The 16,658-nt window shown below is 71.8% G+C and carries 15 protein-coding genes; 7 read left to right on the top strand and 8 right to left on the bottom strand.

Annotated elements, in window-relative coordinates; all coding sequences use genetic code 11:
* Positions 1-16: 16 nt before the first annotated feature.
* The gene (locus J8M51_RS24985) at positions 17-616 is read left to right on the top strand and encodes a histidine phosphatase family protein (protein ID WP_086764872.1); all 600 of its coding nucleotides are present in this window, start codon (positions 17-19) and stop codon (positions 614-616) included.
* A 47-nt stretch (positions 617-663) separates the two neighbouring features.
* On the top strand, positions 664-1,314 hold the full coding sequence (locus tag J8M51_RS24980; protein WP_216591555.1) for a hypothetical protein: 651 nt from the start codon (positions 664-666) through the stop codon (positions 1,312-1,314).
* A gap of 246 nt (positions 1,315-1,560) precedes the next feature.
* Here the strand turns inward: J8M51_RS24980 and J8M51_RS24975 are convergent, their stop codons facing one another.
* Complete coding sequence (locus J8M51_RS24975) at positions 1,561-3,249, bottom strand: peroxidase family protein (protein ID WP_086759834.1); 1,689 nt, start codon at positions 3,247-3,249, stop codon at positions 1,561-1,563.
* Positions 3,250-3,611: 362 nt separating this feature from the next.
* Between J8M51_RS24975 and J8M51_RS24970 the strand changes: the two genes are divergently transcribed.
* Both J8M51_RS24970 and J8M51_RS24965 read left to right on the top strand, forming a co-directional pair.
* Entirely contained in the window at positions 3,612-5,810 is a 2,199-nt protein-coding gene (locus tag J8M51_RS24970; protein WP_086759832.1) for an alpha-N-acetylglucosaminidase, read from the top strand.
* Between the two features lie 106 nt (positions 5,811-5,916).
* Positions 5,917-6,783: a chitosanase gene (locus J8M51_RS24965; RefSeq protein WP_256965730.1), complete on the top strand. Its 867-nt coding sequence runs from the start codon at positions 5,917-5,919 to the stop codon at positions 6,781-6,783.
* 140 nt (positions 6,784-6,923) lie between these two features.
* On the opposite strand, the gene J8M51_RS24960 is transcribed toward J8M51_RS24965, so the two are convergent.
* The 6 genes from J8M51_RS24960 to J8M51_RS24935 form a co-directional block, all read right to left on the bottom strand.
* Positions 6,924-8,303, bottom strand: a complete 1,380-nt coding sequence (locus J8M51_RS24960; RefSeq protein WP_086759828.1) for an 8-oxoguanine deaminase — start codon at positions 8,301-8,303, stop codon at positions 6,924-6,926.
* 35 nt (positions 8,304-8,338) lie between these two features.
* Positions 8,339-9,256 (bottom strand): factor-independent urate hydroxylase, encoded by a 918-nt coding sequence (gene pucL / locus J8M51_RS24955; protein WP_086759817.1) that lies wholly within the window; start codon positions 9,254-9,256, stop codon positions 8,339-8,341.
* A gap of 2 nt (positions 9,257-9,258) precedes the next feature.
* Positions 9,259-9,660 (bottom strand): hydroxyisourate hydrolase, encoded by a 402-nt coding sequence (gene uraH, locus J8M51_RS24950; protein ID WP_086759815.1) that lies wholly within the window; start codon positions 9,658-9,660, stop codon positions 9,259-9,261.
* The gene (uraD, locus tag J8M51_RS24945) at positions 9,657-10,232 is read right to left on the bottom strand and encodes a 2-oxo-4-hydroxy-4-carboxy-5-ureidoimidazoline decarboxylase (protein ID WP_086759813.1); all 576 of its coding nucleotides are present in this window, start codon (positions 10,230-10,232) and stop codon (positions 9,657-9,659) included. Before uraD ends, uraH begins: the two co-directional genes overlap by 4 nt.
* Positions 10,233-10,352: 120 nt before the next feature.
* Positions 10,353-10,664 (bottom strand): helix-turn-helix domain-containing protein, encoded by a 312-nt coding sequence (locus J8M51_RS24940; RefSeq protein WP_086759838.1) that lies wholly within the window; start codon positions 10,662-10,664, stop codon positions 10,353-10,355.
* Between the two features lie 56 nt (positions 10,665-10,720).
* Positions 10,721-10,972: a hypothetical protein gene (locus J8M51_RS24935; protein ID WP_086759836.1), complete on the bottom strand. Its 252-nt coding sequence runs from the start codon at positions 10,970-10,972 to the stop codon at positions 10,721-10,723.
* A 136-nt stretch (positions 10,973-11,108) separates the two neighbouring features.
* On the opposite strand from J8M51_RS24935, the gene J8M51_RS24930 reads away from it, so the two are divergent.
* The gene (locus J8M51_RS24930) at positions 11,109-11,948 is read left to right on the top strand and encodes a TIM barrel protein (protein WP_086759811.1); all 840 of its coding nucleotides are present in this window, start codon (positions 11,109-11,111) and stop codon (positions 11,946-11,948) included.
* Between the two features lie 66 nt (positions 11,949-12,014).
* Positions 12,015-12,905: a 2-hydroxy-3-oxopropionate reductase gene (locus J8M51_RS24925; RefSeq protein ID WP_086759809.1), complete on the top strand. Its 891-nt coding sequence runs from the start codon at positions 12,015-12,017 to the stop codon at positions 12,903-12,905.
* A gap of 1,014 nt (positions 12,906-13,919) precedes the next feature.
* On the opposite strand, the gene gcl is transcribed toward J8M51_RS24925, so the two are convergent.
* Complete coding sequence (gcl, locus tag J8M51_RS24920) at positions 13,920-15,704, bottom strand: glyoxylate carboligase (RefSeq protein WP_086758177.1); 1,785 nt, start codon at positions 15,702-15,704, stop codon at positions 13,920-13,922.
* Positions 15,705-15,945: 241 nt separating this feature from the next.
* Between gcl and J8M51_RS24915 the strand changes: the two genes are divergently transcribed.
* The gene (locus J8M51_RS24915; RefSeq protein ID WP_179203216.1) at positions 15,946-16,650 is read left to right on the top strand and encodes a hypothetical protein; all 705 of its coding nucleotides are present in this window, start codon (positions 15,946-15,948) and stop codon (positions 16,648-16,650) included.
* Positions 16,651-16,658 lie beyond the last annotated feature (8 nt).

Below are 16,658 nucleotides of genomic sequence, written 5' to 3'. Positions count from 1 at the left end.
CTCGTAGCCTGGGGCCATGGGTGATCTTCTTCTTGTGCGGCACGGTGAGACCGAGTGGTCGGCGTCCGGGCAGCACACCAGCTGGACCGACATCCCGCTGACCGACCACGGCCGTGAACAGGCGCGCGGCCTCGCCCCGCTCCTCGGCTCGCACCGCGTCGGCGCCGTCTTCGTGAGCCCGCTCAAGCGCGCCCGGGAGACGGCCGAACTGGCCGGGCTCGGCGGGGCGCGCGTCGACGCGGATCTCGTCGAGTGGGACTACGGCGGGTACGAGGGGATCACGACCGTCGAGATCCATCGCACCCGCCCGGACTGGTTCCTCTTCACGGACGGGGTCGCGCCGGGGCCGCCGGAGCACCCCGGGGAGAGCCCGGAGGAGGTCGGGGCGCGCGTCGACCGGATGCTGGCGAAGGCGCACGCGGCGCTGGGGAACACCGAGGGGGACGTGGTGCTGGTGGCGCACGGGCACGTCCTGCGCGTCCTGACCGCCCGCTACCTCGGCCTCTCCGCCTCCGGTGGTGCGCTGTTCCAGCTGGCGACGGGCACGGTCTGCCGGCTCGGCACGGAACACGGGCGTCCGGTCGTCGCGGGGTGGAATGTCAGACCCTCCTCGTAGTCTTCGCATACGTCGAAGGGGCCGAGAGAGGGTGTGGGGAGGGTGCCGTGACACGACCGCCGACCGCCGTCCAGCGGCGGATCATCGACGCCGCCGAGCCCGTGACCGGGCGGCTGACGGGTACACCGGCGCAGCTCGCGGCGCTGGTGAAGCGGGGCCTGGCCTTCCGGCATCCGCGCCCGCCGCACGACCACTTCCTGACACCGGCGGGGCATCGCGTACGGGAGACGGCGCCGGCGCCGCAGGCGGTTGCGGAGGCGCCCCCGGAGAGCCCCGCCCCGGCCTCCGACCAGGCCGGTGTCTTCGCCGCGCGGGTCGGCGGCGAGGAGGCCGCCGACACCGGGGCGGCCCGGACGCGTGAGGTGCACAGCGCCTGGCAGGGGCTGCTGGAGCTGCGCCGGATGACCAATCCGGGCGGCGCGACGGACCGCCCCTGCGGCTGGGAGCGGACCCATCTGGTGCGGGCCGCCGCGCTGGCCCTGGAGGCGGCGGGCCACCGGCCGGCGCGGGGGTCGGAGGAGGAGGGCTACCGGGTGCGGGCCACGCCCCAGCCGGACGCGGTCGCCGTACGTGCCGCCGACGCGGGGGTGTTGCGGGCCTGTGCGGTGACGTTGGAGCGGGTGGGGTGGCAGGTGGGCGAGGTCACCGACCCCCGCACCCGGGAGCGGTATCTGCTTGCCTCACCGAGGCGGGTCTAGGGGGCGGGTGGGGTGCGTTGTCGGGTGCGGGTCCGGTGGGGGCTGGTCGCGCAGTTCCCCGCGCCCCTGAAAGCCCAGGCCCCTGCGGGCCTGGAAGACGAGCCCTCCGCGGCCTGAAAGGCAACCGGCGGCGGGCCTGAAAAGCTCGGGGCGCAGCCCCGGCTTTTCAGGGGCGCGGGGAACTGCGCGAGAAGCCCCACCGGACCCGCACCCGACAACGCACCCCCCTGCGACCCCAGACCCCCGTCAGCCCAGAGGGTTCAGCAGCTCAGGGTCGTTCTCGAAGGCGAAGAGCAGCAGGTCCGCCATGGTGAAGCGCCCCTTCTTGTGGGACGGGAGGCTCGGGCGCCAGCCCGGATGCTTCACGATCGACCTCCGGCTGCCCTCCATCGCCCGATGGAACACCTCCGCGACGAGCGTGCCCCCCACACCCGTGAGACTCCCGGGACGGGCCTCGTTCACCTCGGCCTCGCGCAGCACGTAGAACCACAGCGGCGTGTGCTCCACGAGCCGCGCGCGCTCGGTGTCGGTGAGGCCCTCCAGGACGGCGCCGCCGTCGCCCCGCAGGATCTGGTCCTCCGTGAGCGGCTTGAAGCCCATCTGCGCGGCCAGCTGCGGCCCGGTGGCCAGCTCCACCATCGAGGCCCGCACGAGGTTGCGGAAGGCCAGGTTGCGCTGGACGACCGGCGGGGCCGGGCGGCCACGGCCGTCGAACGTGCCGGTGGGCAGCGTGGACAGCGGGTCGACGAGGAGCGTGTCGAGCCGCTTGGCCACGTTGAACTCGCCCTCGGGCACGACCAGGTCGTCCCGGCCGATCTCGCCGAAGTCGAACAGCCGCCGGAAGTCCACGATCCAGTTGCTCGGCAGCCGCAGGTTGTCCCCCGCGTTCGGGTCGTCGAGGTCGCTGAGGTCGTCCGGGCCCGGCGAGAGATTGCCCGCCGTGCCGCTGAACCGGAACAGCAGCCCGAGCGAGGCGATCGGACCGGGTCCGCCCGCGCGGAACACGCTGTTCCACTGGTAGGCCCCGCGCACCATGCTGTGCCCGAGCCGGTAGGCGGCCACCGAGAACTCGATGGGCATCGTCGGGAAGTCGCCGGGCCGGGTGTATCCGGGCCGCTCGAAGTGCCTGCGCCCCCGGGTGAAGACCCGCTCGACGATGTCCGGGTCGACGATGCGCGGCAGGAAGTCGGTGCGCAGCACCCACTGGTAGTGCTTGACGACGATCTCCCGGGCCGCCTGGAACAGCCGGTGCTCGGGCATCCCGCGCTCGGCGAGGAGGTCGATCACACGGTTGTGGAAGCGGATGAACGCCAGGTGGAGCTGGCCGACGGCCAGGTTCTCGTCGTTGCGCGCGTCCGGGATGAGCGGGGCGCGCTTGTCGGCCCTGGTGCCGCCGGCCGCCTCGCCGGCCCTCGGCAGGTCGAAGCCCGCGTGGTCGACGTTGGACGGCGACTCGGGCGGGAAGCCCACCCCCAGGGTCGTGCCCATGCGCAGACGGCCGTCGGACTCGTAGAAGCGGGCGCTGCCCGCGTGGTGCGGGCCCATGCCGTAGAGCGAGTCGAGGTCGAGGGCCGGGCTGCGGCCCTGCACCAGGTCCTCGACCGGGACGGGTTCGCCCAGGCCGACCTGGGTGCGGTCCAGGGTCAGGTCGTGGTCGACGAACTGACCGAGGTAGGTGAAGCCCGCCGGGACCGGCGTGCCCGGCTCTCCCGAGTCCGGGTCGGCGCCGCCCGTGCCCGTGGTCATGGCCACGGCCAGCTTGCCGAGCAGCGCCTCGTCGAGCTGGACTCCCTTCTCGCCGAACCGGGAGAAGCGGAAGGCCATCTGCTGCTCGGTCGCGCTCGGTACGCGCGCGACGGCCTCCCCCTTCTCGAACTCCAGGATGCGGCCCTCGTTGACGACGTAGTAGGTCTCGCGATGGTGTCGATGCACCATGAATGTCCCCGTTCTGTCCCCCGGCTCCGCGAACGGTCACAACCGGACTTTCCGGTTCTCCCCGTCGGTACCGGCCCCCACCGGACGCGAAGCGATCATTCGGATAAATCCCTGTTTACCGACAACGTGTCGTCCGGCACAAGGGGTTCCCGAGGGACGAGAACTACTCATATTGACGTACCGTCAGGCTGGCGTTCCGTGCCATACGGCGCACACGGCGCACACGGCTCCCCTGTGCGATCAAGCGGCGGAAGGAGCCGTTCATGCCGGGTTCTCCCCCGTGTGGCCCTGTGTCTGCGCGCAAGTGCGGTTTCGGCGGGTATTCCTCCCATTCCACACCCCCACCGCACCCCGGAGACACGATGCCGCTCGCCCGCCGTGCCCTGCTCGCCGCGTTCGCCGCGGGCCCCGCCGTCGCCTGTACGCCGGCCCGCGCGATCCCCTCGGACGACGCGCCCCGCACCGACAGGGCGCGGCGCACGGCCTCGATGACGGCCCGGCGGCTGCTGCCGGACCACTGGCGGCAGATCACGTTCACGGAGGGCACGGAGCGGGACGCCTTCCAGGTCTCGGGGACCACCGGGAGCATCACCGTCGCCGGAGACACCCCGGCGACTCAACTCACCGGGCTGAACTGGTACTTGCGGCACATCGCCTATGCCGAGATCAACTGGGCCGGCGAGCAGACGAACCTCCTGCCCCGCGAGCTGCCCGGCCTCGACGGGACCGTCGGCCGCCGGGCGAACGTCACCCACCGCTTCGCCCTGAACGACACCAACGACGGCTACACGGGCGCGTACCTCGACTGGTCGTACTGGGAGCGCGAGCTGGACGTGCTCGCGCTGCACGGCTACAACGAGGTCCTCGTCTACGCGGGCGCCGACGCGCTGTACCACCGGGTGTTCCAGGAGTTCGGGTACGGCGAGGAGGAACTGCGGGCGTGGGTGCCGGGCCCGGCGCACCAGCCCTGGTGGCTGCTGCAGAACCTGTCCGCCTTCCCCTCGCCCGTCTCCCGGCAGCTGCTGGACGCGCGGGCCGCCCTCGGCCGCCGGATCGCCGACCGGGCGCGGGAGCTGGGGATGACTCCGGTGTTCCCCGGCTACTTCGGGACGGTCCCGGCCGGGTTCACCGAGAAGGTGCCGGGGGCGCGGACCGTGCCGCAGGGCGACTGGATGGGGTTCGCGCGGCCCGACTGGCTGGATCCGCGCACGGACGAGTTCGCGCGGGTGGCGGCGGCCTTCTACCGGGTGCAGGACGAGATGTTCGGCCCGTCCACGCTGTACAAGATGGATCTGCTGCACGAGGGCGGCGACCCGGGCGACGTGCCGGTCGCCGACGCGGCGAAGGGCGTCGAGCGGGCGCTGCGGCGCTCCCACCCGGAAGCCACCTGGGTGATCCTCGGCTGGCAGCACAACCCGCCGCGCGCGATCGTCGACGCCGTCGACAAGGAGCGGATGCTCGTCGTCGACGGCCTCTCCGACCGCTTCCCCACCGTCGTCGACCGCGAGGCCGACTGGGGCGACACGCCCTACGCCTTCGGCTCCATCTGGAACTTCGGCGGCCACACCGCGCTCGGCGCCAACACCCCCGACTGGGCCGCGCTGTACGAGAAGTGGCGCACCAAGGACGGCAGCAGGCTGCACGGGATCGCCCTGATGCCGGAAGCGGCCGACAACAACCCGGCCGCCTTCGCGCTGTTCTCCGAACTTGCCTGGAGAGAAGGCGAGTTGGATCTCAAGGCCTGGTTCGCGCAGTGGGCGCACGCCCGCTACGGGGCCCTCGACCCGCATGCCGAGGCCGCCTGGGACATCCTGCGCCGCACCGCGTACGGCACCACCCGCGCCGACTCCTGGAGCGAGGGCGCCGACGGCCTCTTCGGCTCCCGCCCGGCGCTGAACGCCGTACGGGCCGGCCGCTGGTCGCCGAAGCAACTCCGCTACAGCGCGGCCGACTTCGAGCCCGCCCTCGGTGAACTGCTGAAGGTGCGGGCGGAGTTGCGGGCATCATCGGCGTACCGTCGCGATCTCCTCGATGTGGCCCGTCAGGCGCTCTCCAACCGCGGCCGGGTCATGCTGCCGCTGCTCAAGGCCGCCTACGACGCCGGTGACAAGGCCCGCTTCGACCGGCTGAGCGGTGACTGGCTCGCCCTCATGGATCTGCTGGACGAGCTGGTGGCCACCGACTCCCGGCATCTGCTGGGGCGTTGGGTGGCCGATGCCCGTGCCTGGGGTGCGAGTGCCGCCGAGCGGACGGAGCTGGCGTACGACAATCTGTCGCTGCTGACCGTGTGGGGGACCCGGGAGGGCGCCGACGCGGGGCTGCGCGACTACGCCAACCGGGAGTGGGCGGGGCTGGTCGGCGGGCTCTACCGGCTGCGCTGGTCGACGTACTTCGAGGAGCTGCGGGCCGCGCTGGCGGCGGGCCGGGCACCGAAGAAGATCGACTGGTTCGCCCTGGAGGACCGCTGGGCGCGGAACCCGGGGACGCTCGCCACCGAGCCGACCGGGGACACGTACACGGTCGCCGCACAGGTCCGGGACCGGCTCACAGCGCTCTCCTGAGGGATCACAGCCCGCTGCCACGGCACCCTCACGGCTTTCCCAGTCGCGCGCGCGACCCTCAACTGCCGTCAACTCCCTTCACAGCGCGCTTATTTGGAGATCCCACGTGTCGTTGCCGCCCGCCCGAGCCGCATCCCGCCGACTGGTGCTGACCGCCCTCGGCGCCTCCCTCCTCGCCGTCCCCGCCCTGGCGTACCAGGCGGCGGACGCGGCCACCACGCCCGGGGGCACCACCGAGGGCACCACCGGGGACACGGCGGACGCCGGGCTCGGCGACCCGGCGAAGAAGGACATCGCCATGCGGCTGGTGTCCAGCGCGGAGAACTCCTCGCTGGACTGGGAGGCGCAGTACGGCTACATCGAGGACATCGGCGACGGCCGGGGCTACACGGGCGGCGTCATCGGTTTCTGCTCCGGTACGAGCGACATGCTCGCCCTGGTGGAGCTGTACACCGCGCGGGTCGCGGACGGCAACCCGCTGGCCGCCTACCTGCCCGCGCTGCGCGCGGTGGACGGCACCGACTCCCACGACGGCCTGGACCCGGGATTCCCGGACGCCTGGCGGGAGGCCGCCGCGACCGCCGCCTTCCGCACGGCGCAGGACGACGAGCGGGACCGTGTCTACTTCGACCCGGCGGTGGGCCGGGCCGAGGAGGACGGACTCGGCACGCTCGGGCAGTTCGTCTACTACGACGCCATGGTGATGCACGGCCCCGGCACCGACGCCGTCAGTTTCGGCGGCATCCGCGACCGGGCCCTCCGCCAGGCGGCCACCCCGGCCGGGGGCGGCGACGAGACCGCGTATCTGCACGCCTTCCTCGACGCCCGGGTGTGGGCGATGGAGCAGGAGGAGGCCCACAGCGACGTCAGCCGGGTCGAGACGGCACAGCGGGTCTTCCTGGCGGCGGGCAACCTCGGTCTGGAGCCGCCGCTGAACTGGCAGGTGTACGGCGACAGTTACTCGATCGGCTGACCGACGCGCCGACCGACGCGCCGACCGGCACCGTTCCGGGGCGCGCATGCTCGTGCGCGCCCCGGAGACGGCTGCCGCGGACCTCGGTGAGGTCCACGGCTCTGGTCGAGGGCCGTCCCCCTCGACCAGAGTTCAGCGGGTCAGGCCTCGGCGGCGATCCGTGCCAGCCGCCGCGCCTCCTCCCTCGTCGAGCGGGCGATCGCGTCCTCGTCGGCGTGCAGCAGGCGGCCGTTCTCGACGATCTGCCGGCCGTTCACGAACGACGCCGTCACCGGGGCCGCCGCGCCGAAGACCAGGGCGGTCACCGGGTCGGCGATCGACGCGTGGGCGAGGGTGTCGAGCCTCCACAGGACGAGGTCGGCGAGCTTGCCGGCCTCCAGGGAGCCGATCTCCCCTGCCCTGCCCAGGACTTGAGCACCACCGAAGGTGCCGAGCCGCAGCGCCTGGCGGGCGTTGAGCGCGGCTTCGCGGTGGGCGCCGAGGCGGTTGACGAGCAGCGCGTTGCGCAGTTCGGTGTGGAGTTCGCCGGACTCGTTGGACGCGGTGCCGTCGACACCGAGGCCGACCGGGACACCGGCGGCCAGCATGTCCGGGACGCGGGCGATCCCCGCCGCCAGCCGGGCGTTGGACGAGGGGCAGTGGGCGACCCCCGTCCTCGTACGGGCGAAGGCCTCGATGTCGGAGTCGTTCATATGGACGCAGTGGGCCATCCACACGTCCTCGCCGAGCCAGCCCGTGGACTCGAAGTAGTCGGTCGGGCCCATGCCGAACAGCTCGTGGCAGAACTTCTCCTCCTCGACCGTCTCCGAGCCGTGGGTGTGCAGCCGCACCCCGAGGCGGCGGGCCAACTCGGCGCCCTCACGCAGGAGTTCGGTGGAGACGGAGAAGGGGGAGCAGGGGGCGACGGCGATCTGGGTCATCGCGCCGAAGGAGGCGTCGTGGTGCCGGTTCACCGTCTCCTCGGTGGCGGCGAGCGCGCCTTCGAGGCTCTCCACGGCGAAGTCCGGCGGCAGACCGCCGTCCTTCTCGCTGCGGTCCATCGAGCCACGGGCGAGGGTGAAGCGGACGCCCATCTCCTGTGCGGCCCTGATGATCGAGCCCGACAGGTCGCCGGAGCCCCGCGGGAAGACGTAGTGATGGTCCATGGCCGTGGTCACCCCGCCGCGGGCCATCATGCCGAGCGAGCCCTGGGCCGCCGCGTACGTCATGCGCTCGTCGATGCGCGCCCAGGTCGGGTAGAGCGCGACGAGCCAGTCGAACAGGTTGTGGTCGGTGGCGAGGCCCCGGGTGATCCACTGGTAGAAGTGGTGGTGGGTGTTGACCAGACCGGGGGTCACGAGGTGCCCGCTCGCGTCGATCCGGCGTACGACGTCCGTCAGTCCCTCGGGGGCGCTGCCCTCGCCGACCGACTCGATGACGTTGCCCGCCACGACCACATGACCGGACGCGTACGCGGTGTCGTGCGCGTCCACGGTCGCGATCGCCGCGTTCTCGATGACGAGGCGCTGGGTTGCTGCCATGGTTCGTCCTTCAGACAGAGGTCTACTGAGGTCTCTCAGAGGTTGGTGAGGTCCGCCGGGATCTTCGCCTCGCATCCGTCCCGCAGGACGGTGGCCTCGATCAGGCCGTAGGGGCGGTCGGCGGCGAAGTACACCTCGTTGTCGTTCTTGAGGCCGAACGGGGCCAGGTCCACCAGGAAGTGGTGCTTGTTCGGCAGCGAGAAGCGGACCTCGGCTATCTCGTCGCGGTGCTCGATGATCCGCGCGCCCATCTGGTACAGGGTCTGCTGGAGCGAGAGCGAGTACGTCTCGGCGAAGGCCCGCAGCAGATGCCGCTTCACCTGGCCGTAGGACGCCTCCCAGTCGGGCGACTCCTCGGCGTCGTCGGTCCAGTTGAAGCGCCAGCGGGCGGAGACCTCGGTGGCGAGGACCCGGTCGTGGGCCTCGGGCAGGGTCGTGTACGTGTCCTTGACGTAGCCCCAGAACTCGGAGTCGGTCGAGTTCATGACGGTGAGGTCCTTGAGGCCGGAGACGACCTCCCAGGCCGAGCCGTCGTACGTGATCTGCGTCAGCCGGGTCTCCTGGCCCTTGCGGACGAAGGAGTGCGCGCCCTCGCCGCCGTGCTCGACGCGCTCCCAGGAGTACTCCTCGATGCGGATGCGGGCCCGGTGGATGGCCGGCTGGGAGGTCACGAAGTGGCGGGCGAGGTGGATGCCGAACTGCTCGGCGGACTCGATGCCGTGCTCCTTGGCGAAGGCGTACACCGTGTTCTTGGTGGTGTCCGTCGGCAGGACGTTCGCGTTCGAGCCGGAGAGGTGGACCTCCTCCATGTCACCGCTCAGCGACACGGAGACGTTGAGGTCCTTGATGTGGTGGGTGGCGCCGTCCCGCGTGATCCTGACGACTCGGTTCTCGGCCTTGCCGTACTGGTTCTGTCCCAGCACGGCGCGGGCAGGACGGGAAGGGTCGGACATAGCTAGCTCCCTCGGTATACGGAGTAGCCGAACGGGTTGAGCAGCAGCGGTACGTGGTAGTGCTCGCCGGGCGTCACCGCGAAGGTGATGACGACCTCGGGGAAGAACACGGCACCGCTGTCCCGGTTCGCGGGGGCGTCCTGCTGCGCATCGGCTTGCCTGATCGCGGATTTCTCCAGGTACGGCTCGACCTCGAAGTCGAGCCGGATGTGGGTGGTGCCCTCCGGCGGCGCCGGGAGGTCCTTGCAGCGGCCGTCGGCGTCGGTCGCCGAGCCGCCGAGCGCCCGCCACTCGGCGTCGCGCCCGGAGCGGGCGGCGATGCGGACGGCGACGCCCTCGGCGGGGCGGCCGACGGAGGTGTCCAGGATGTGCGTGGACACCGAGGCGGTCGTGCTGGTGCTCATGGGCGGGCTTCCTCTTCGGCTGCGGCTCGGGCCTCCGCCTCGCCTTCGGCTTCGGCTTCGGCTTCGACGAGCCGGGCCAGGCGGATGCGGTTGATCCTGCCCAGTTCGGTGCGGACGATCTCGCGTTCCCGCTCCGGCGCGTTGCCGATCCGCTCCCGGACCGCGTCGCGCATCTGCTCGCCGGTACGGCCGGTGGCGCAGATCAGGAAAACATGGCCGAACCTCTCCTGGTAGGCCAGGTTCAGTGCGAGCATCTCCGCCTTGAGCGCGTCGGGGGCGCCGGCCATTCCGCGCTGTTCCCGGGCCGAGGTCGGGTCGCCCGGCTTCGGGCGGCCGATCGGCGGGTGTCCGGCCATCGCCTCCGCGAGATCGGCCTCGGTCAGCTCGGCCATGGCGGCGTCACTGGCTTCGAAGAGGTCCTCGGGGGTGGCGTAGGGACGGCCGGCGAGCAGCCTGCGCCCCCATTCCGCCGAGGCGCACGCCTCGTGGAGCGCGGCGGCTGCCGCGTGCTTCTCCAGGGCGTTGAAGCGGGCGAGGCCCGGTGTGGAAGAACGCGAGGATCGCGAAGTCACGGGTGCCTCCGTCGCCGTGGTGCTGGACTGACTGGCTACGGCAAGCTAACGCCCCGCGACGACACCACGTCAACAGTTTGTTGAAAAATCCCGGTCGCGGAGCGGCGGTGAGGCCGCGGATCAGGCCTCTTTCTCCCGGTTGAGATAGTTGTAGACGGTGAAGCGGCTGACGCCGAGCGCGCTCGCGACGGTCTCCACACCGTGCCGCACCGAGAAGGCGCCGCGCGCCTCCAGCGTCCGTACGACCTCCTGCTTCGCCTTGCGGTCGAGGTCGGCGAGGGGCCTGCCCCGCTGCCGTTCCATCGCGGCCAGGATGTGGTCCAGCGACTCGGCGAGCTGCGGCAGGCGTACGGCGACGACGTCGGCGCCCCGCCAGGAGAGGACGACGTCGTCGGGGCCGGCCTCGCCGGGCGGCAGCATGACCCCGCCCATGGCGTCGACCAGCGGCTTGACGGCCGCGACGAAGGGCTCGTCACCGGCGGCGGCGGTCACGCGCCGCCCTCCCCGATCACATTGACCTGGAGCGAGACCCGGGTGGCGCCCGACTCCAGGGTCCGGCGCAGCAGCGCGTCCACGGCGGCGAGCACGGCGTCGGCACCCCCCTCCGCCGTGTTGCCGAACGGGCCGACGTCGACCGCGTCCAGTCCGGCCGCCTCCACGACCTCACGGGCCACGAGCGCGTGCGCCGGGGCCTCGTCCAGGTCGAAGGGCTCGGTCGTGAACTCCACTCTCAATCGCACGGGCACAACCTAACGCGCGGTGCCGTTTTCCACCGAGCCCTCTTGACAAGCCCCGACCATCGGCGGCAATCTTCCATTAAGCAGAAACCAACTTCCACAATATGGAATTCATAGCGAAGGGAGCGTCTGAGACCCCATGGGATTCGCGGAGCAGCGCTTCAACGTCAACCTGTCGATCCTCTTCACGGAGCTCCCGCTCCTGGAGCGCCCCGCGGCCGCCGCCGCGGCGGGTTTCACCGCGGTCGAGCTGTGGTGGCCCTGGGTCGACTCCCCCACCCCTCCTCGGTCCGAACTCGACGCCCTGCGGGCCGCGTTGACCGACGCCGGTGTACAGCTGACCGGGCTGAACCTCTACTCCGGAGTGCTTCCCGGACCCGACCGGGGCGCACTGTCGATCCCGGGCGAGGAGTCGGAGCGGTTCCGCGCCAACATCGACGTGGCGGCGGAGTTCGCCGGGTCCGTCGGCTGCACGGCGCTCAACGCCCTGTACGGCAACCGCGTCGACGGCGTGGACCCGGCCGAGCAGGACGCGCTGGCCCTGGAGAACCTGGTGCTGGCGGCCCGCGCCGCCGACCGGATCGGCGCGATCCTGCTGATCGAGGCCCTGAACAAGGTGGAGTCGCCGCGGTATCCGCTGGTGTCGGCCCCGGCCGCCGTCGCCGTCGCCGACCGGGTCGACGAGGCGTCGGGCCTGGGCAACGCGCGCTTCCTGATGGACCTCTACCACCTGTCCATGAACGGCGAGGACCTGCCGCGGGTGATCGCGGAGCACACCGCGCGGACCGGCCATGTGCAGATCGCCGACAACCCCGGCCGCGGCGCCCCCGGCACCGGGAGCCTCCCGCTGGAGGACCTCCTCGACCAGCTGGGCAAGGCCGGGTACGAGGGGCTGGTCGGCCTGGAGTACAAGCCGGGCGACCGGCCGAGCGCCGAGGCCTTCGGATGGCTCCCCCGTGCGGCCCGCGCCGCGCGCTGAGCGCCGCCCCCTCACTCCGCGCCCACCCCACCGCCGTAGCAGAGCAGTCAGAGAGGCACCCTCACCATGAGCAATCTCCCCAGGATCGCGTGGATAGGCCTCGGCATCATGGGCTCCCCCATGTCCGAGAACCTGATCAAGGCGGGTTACGAGGTCACGGGCTTCACACTGGAGCAGGACAAGCTCGATCGGCTCACCGCCGCCGGCGGGACCGCGGCGGCCTCCGTCGCCGAGGCCGTCCGGGGCGCCGACGTGGTCGTCACGATGGTGCCCGCCTCCCCGCAGGTCGAGGCCATCGCGTACGGCCCCGACGGCATCCTGGAGCACGCCCGGCCGGGCACCCTGCTGATCGACATGTCGTCCATCACCCCGCAGACCTCCGTGGACCTCGCGCACGCCGCGAAGGAGAAGGGCGTCCGGGTTCTCGACGCCCCGGTGTCCGGCGGTGAGGCGGGCGCGATCGAGGCCGTGCTGTCCATCATGGTCGGCGGCGAACAGGCCGACTACGACGAGGCCGCCCCCCTCTTCCAGGCCCTCGGCAAGACCGTCGTGCTGTGCGGGCCGCACGGCGCCGGGCAGACCGTGAAGGCCGCCAACCAGCTGATCGTCGCCGTGAACATCCAGGCGTGCGCCGAGGCCGTGGTCTTCCTGGAGAAGTCGGGCGTGGACCTGACGGCCGCGCTCGACGTGCTGAACGGCGGGCTCGCGGGCTCGACCGTGCTGACCCGCAAGAAGGACAACTTCCTGAACCGGGACTTCAAGCCCGGCTTCCGCATCGACCTGCACCACAAGGACATGGGCATCGTCACCGACGCCGCCCGCACCGTGGGCGCGGCCCTGCCCGTCGGCGCCGTGGTGGCCCAGCTGGTCGCCTCGCTGCGCGCCCAGGGCGACGGCGGGCTCGACCACTCGGCGCTGCTGCGGGCCGTGGAGCGCCTCTCCGGCGCCCGGGTCTGAGGCGAGCACCACCCCGAGACTTCCGGTCCGCGGCGGCGCCGACATCTGTCCTGTCGCGCCCAGGCACCGCCGCGGGCCGGAACCGCCGTTCCGGGTACGCCGACTTCCTGACGGGTGTCGGCGGTGGACCACGGGGTTCGTACGACTCCCGACGGTGGGTGAGGGTTCGGCCCACGTCGGCGGGTGTGCGGACCGCCCGCCCCCTCGATCAACTTCTTCCATCGACTTCCCTTTCCTTTCCATCCCCGATCGGCGTCCGGTCCCTGGTGAACACCCATCAGCCACCGGACGCACCGCCCGCGACCGTTTCCGACCGACCCGGATGAGGGGTGCGTGTCGGCGACCCGCGGGCAGGGCACGGACCGCGGCGGCCCCGCGCGCCAGTGCGGTGGTGAAGGCTCCGGCCGCGTCTCGACGTGAGGGACGCGGAACCGGCGCCGCGCGACCGCCGCGGTCCGACCCACCGGAACCCGGGAGCCTCGCGGCTCCCGGGTTCTCACCGTTCCGGAGGCGACGGATCACGGCCTCCTGCCTACGCAACGGTGCGTAGACCGTCTACGGAACCCTCAAATCAACCTCTGAACCCCGGCATGAGGGCTTCAACTCCCCCTGCTTCAGGGCACATTCTCGAAGCACGAGGCCCGCCGGCACGGGGGCGGCGGGCCTCTACGGGGGAAACGGGGCACGGGGGAAAACGGGGGCACGGGGGAAACGGGGGCCGACCCCACGGGGGATCGAGGGGTCGGGGAAACGGGGGCCCGGGGATCGGGGGTGAACCGGGGTATCGGGGGAGGCCGGGAGCGGCGGCGCGGCAAAGCGGCTCGCGTGGAGCGAGGCCGCGCTGCCACGAGGCTTCCCCTCCTCCCCTCCCCTTCCCTCCCCCTCCCCCCCTCCTCCCCCGAGCACGCCCGTGCGGAGCAGGTCACGGGCGCGGGACGGGGCGGCCCACCCCCCGGATGAGCCGCCCCTGACGTCCGTATGCCACGGCCGAGGCCGTCGCCGAAGCCGTACGCCTCAGACGCGCAGCGCCTTGACCGACGTGGGCGCGTGCCCCGGTTCCGTCGCGGTCTCCTCGAACTCGACCACGTTGCCGATGTCGTTCGTGGTGGACATCGAGATGTTGGTGACGCGCTCCAGGATCGCCTCGACGACGACCGGCACCCGGAACTCCGCCGCGAGCTTCTTCGCCTGTTCGAAGGCCGCGCCCAGCTCGGCGGGGTCCGTCACCCGGATCGCCTTGCAGCCGAGGCCCTCGGCGACCTTGACGTGGTCGACGCCGTAGACGCCCAGCTCGGGCGAGTTGACGTTCTCGAACTCCAGATTGACCTGGAAGTCGATGTCGAAGGCGCGCTGGGCCTGGCGGATGAGGCCCAGATAGGAGTTGTTGACGAGGACATGGACGTACGGGATGCGGTGCTGCGCCCCGACCGCCAGCTCCTCGATCATGAACTGGAAGTCGTAGTCGCCGGAGAGGGCGACGACGGGCGCCTCCGGGTCGGCCTTCGCGACACCGAGCGCGGCCGGGACCGTCCAGCCGAGGGGGCCCGCCTGACCGCAGTTGATCCAGTGGCGCGGGTGGTAGACGTGCAGCATCTGGGCGCCGGCGATCTGGGAGAGGCCGATGGTGGAGACGTACCGGGTCTCGGGGCCGAAGGCCCTGTTCATCTCCTCGTAGACGCGCTGCGGCTTGATGGGGATGTCGTCGAAGTGCGTACGGCGCTGGAGGCGGGCCCTGCGGTCCTGCGCGTCGGCGGCCCACGCCGAGCGGTCCGGCAGCCGGCCTTCCGCCTTCAACTCCCTTGCCACGGCGACGAACAGCTCCAGCGCGGCCCTGGCGTCGGAGGCGATGCCGTAGTCGGGGGCAAAGATCCGGCCGATCTGGGTGGGCTCGATGTCGACGTGGACGAACTTCCGTCCGGCCGTGTAGACGTCCAGCTTTCCGGTGTGCCGGTTGGCCCAGCGGTTGCCGATGCCGAGGACGAAGTCGGACTCCAGGAAGGTCGCGTTGCCGTAGCGGTGCGAGGTCTGCAGGCCCACCATCCCGGCGTTCAGGTCGTGGTCGTCGGGCAGGACGCCCCAGCCCATGAGGGTGGGGACGACCGGGACGCCCGTCAACTCGGCGAACTCCCGCAGGAGTTCGCTCGCGTCCGCGTTGATGACGCCGCCGCCCGCGACGATCAGCGGGCGCTCGGAGGCGTTCAGCAGCCCGATCGCCTTCTCGATCTGGGCGCGGGTGGCGGCCGGTTTGTAGACCGGGAGCGGTTCGTAGGTGTCCGGGTCGAACTCGATCTCGGTGAGCTGGACGTCGATGGGCAGGTCGATGAGGACGGGGCCGGGGCGGCCCGAGCGCATCAGGTGGAAGGCCTGCTGGAAGACGCCGGGGACCTGCGCGGCCTCCAGCACGGTGACGGCCATCTTGGTGACCGGCCGGGCGATGGAGGCGATGTCGACCGCCTGGAAGTCCTCCTTGTGGATCACGGCCGTGGGCGCCTGGCCCGTGACGCAGAGGATCGGGACGGAGTCACCGATGGCCGAGTAGAGCCCGGTGATCATGTCGGTGCCGGCGGGCCCGGAGGTGCCGATACAGACCCCGATGTTCCCGGGGTGGGTGCGGGTGTAGCCCTCGGCCATGTGCGAGGCGCCCTCGACATGGCGGGCGAGCGTGTGCTGGATGCCGCCGGAGGCCTTCAGAGCCGCGTAGAAGGGGTTGATCGCGGCGCCGGGGACACCGAACGCGTCACGGACACCTTCGCGCTTGAGGATCTCGACTGCCGCGCGGGCAGCGGTCATACGAGCCATTGCGTACTCCTGTTTCGGCTGCCGGACTCGCGCTCCCGTCGCGCCCCGCCGCGAGCACTTCCGTAATGTGGAAATTACTTTCTACTATCTGGAAGCAATGTAGGGGCCGGGGTAAGGGGCGTCAAGGGCGCGGGCGGCGGAATCCACCTGGGTGTCTCAGGGTGTTTCCCTGCCGGGACGGCATGCCCTGGAGGACGATGAGGGGGCGTTTTCGATGTGACTCGGCGGTGGGGTGGGGAGCATGAGCGAGAGCATGGCGGTGCGGTGCCCGGACTGCGGGCGCGAACATCAGTACGCCGCACCGGCCTATCCCTGCGCGTGCGGCACCCCGGTCGCCCCGGCCCTGAACCACCGGGCCGCCGCGACCTCCGTCACCCACCACACCTGGGACGAGGACTGGGTCACCGTCCGCTGCGGGAGCTGTGGCCGCGCCGACCAGTGGCCCCATCCGGAGCTGGGCTGCTCCTGCGGGACGGTGCTGCGGGTGCCGGTGGCCGGGGCGCTCCGACCGCTGGGCCCCGGCGGCGCCCTGGACCCGGCCGACGCGCCCGCCGGCCCGCGGGCGACCTTCCGGCCCGTCACCATCCGCACCGCCCGCGACGCGGTCACCGCCGTCGCGCTCTATCTGCGCTGGCTGGGCTACCGGGACATCCGCCGCGCCGACCAGCGCCAGCCGTCCGGGATCGGGCTGGCCGCGCGGGGCGTCCTGGCCCAGGTGGACCCCTCGGTCACCCCGGCCACGCTGCGCGATGTCGAGTGCCTGTGGCTGACCGCCATGACGGAGTCCACCGACTGCGTCTACTTCTCCCTCGCCGGGTACGCCGAAGACGCCCGCGACCGCGCCGACGGCCTGGGCGTCTCCCTGTTCGTGCTGGACCTCACGGGCACCCCGCAGCCGGTGAACGGCGCGGCGACGGAGCTGGTGGCGACGGGCGTCGAGGGCTGAGGGAGCCG

The sequence above is a fragment of the Streptomyces griseiscabiei genome, from assembly GCF_020010925.1.
GTDB classification, from domain to species: Bacteria; Actinomycetota; Actinomycetes; order Streptomycetales; family Streptomycetaceae; genus Streptomyces; species Streptomyces griseiscabiei.
This window is presented reverse-complemented; position numbering and strand designations above follow the sequence as displayed.

Coding starts and splice junctions, on each gene's coding strand:
- J8M51_RS24985 (WP_086764872.1), top strand. CDS start 17: ATGGGTGATCTTCTTCTTGTGCGGCACGGTGAGACCGAGTGGTCGGCG.
- J8M51_RS24975 (WP_086759834.1), bottom strand. CDS start 3,249: ATGGTGCATCGACACCATCGCGAGACCTACTACGTCGTCAACGAGGGC.
- J8M51_RS24970 (WP_086759832.1), top strand. CDS start 3,612: ATGCCGCTCGCCCGCCGTGCCCTGCTCGCCGCGTTCGCCGCGGGCCCC.
- J8M51_RS24960 (WP_086759828.1), bottom strand. CDS start 8,303: ATGGCAGCAACCCAGCGCCTCGTCATCGAGAACGCGGCGATCGCGACC.
- pucL (WP_086759817.1), bottom strand. CDS start 9,256: ATGTCCGACCCTTCCCGTCCTGCCCGCGCCGTGCTGGGACAGAACCAG.
- uraH (WP_086759815.1), bottom strand. CDS start 9,660: ATGAGCACCAGCACGACCGCCTCGGTGTCCACGCACATCCTGGACACC.
- J8M51_RS24940 (WP_086759838.1), bottom strand. CDS start 10,664: ATGGGCGGGGTCATGCTGCCGCCCGGCGAGGCCGGCCCCGACGACGTC.
- J8M51_RS24930 (WP_086759811.1), top strand. CDS start 11,109: ATGGGATTCGCGGAGCAGCGCTTCAACGTCAACCTGTCGATCCTCTTC.
- J8M51_RS24925 (WP_086759809.1), top strand. CDS start 12,015: ATGAGCAATCTCCCCAGGATCGCGTGGATAGGCCTCGGCATCATGGGC.
- gcl (WP_086758177.1), bottom strand. CDS start 15,704: ATGGCTCGTATGACCGCTGCCCGCGCGGCAGTCGAGATCCTCAAGCGC.
- J8M51_RS24915 (WP_179203216.1), top strand. CDS start 15,946: ATGAGCGAGAGCATGGCGGTGCGGTGCCCGGACTGCGGGCGCGAACAT.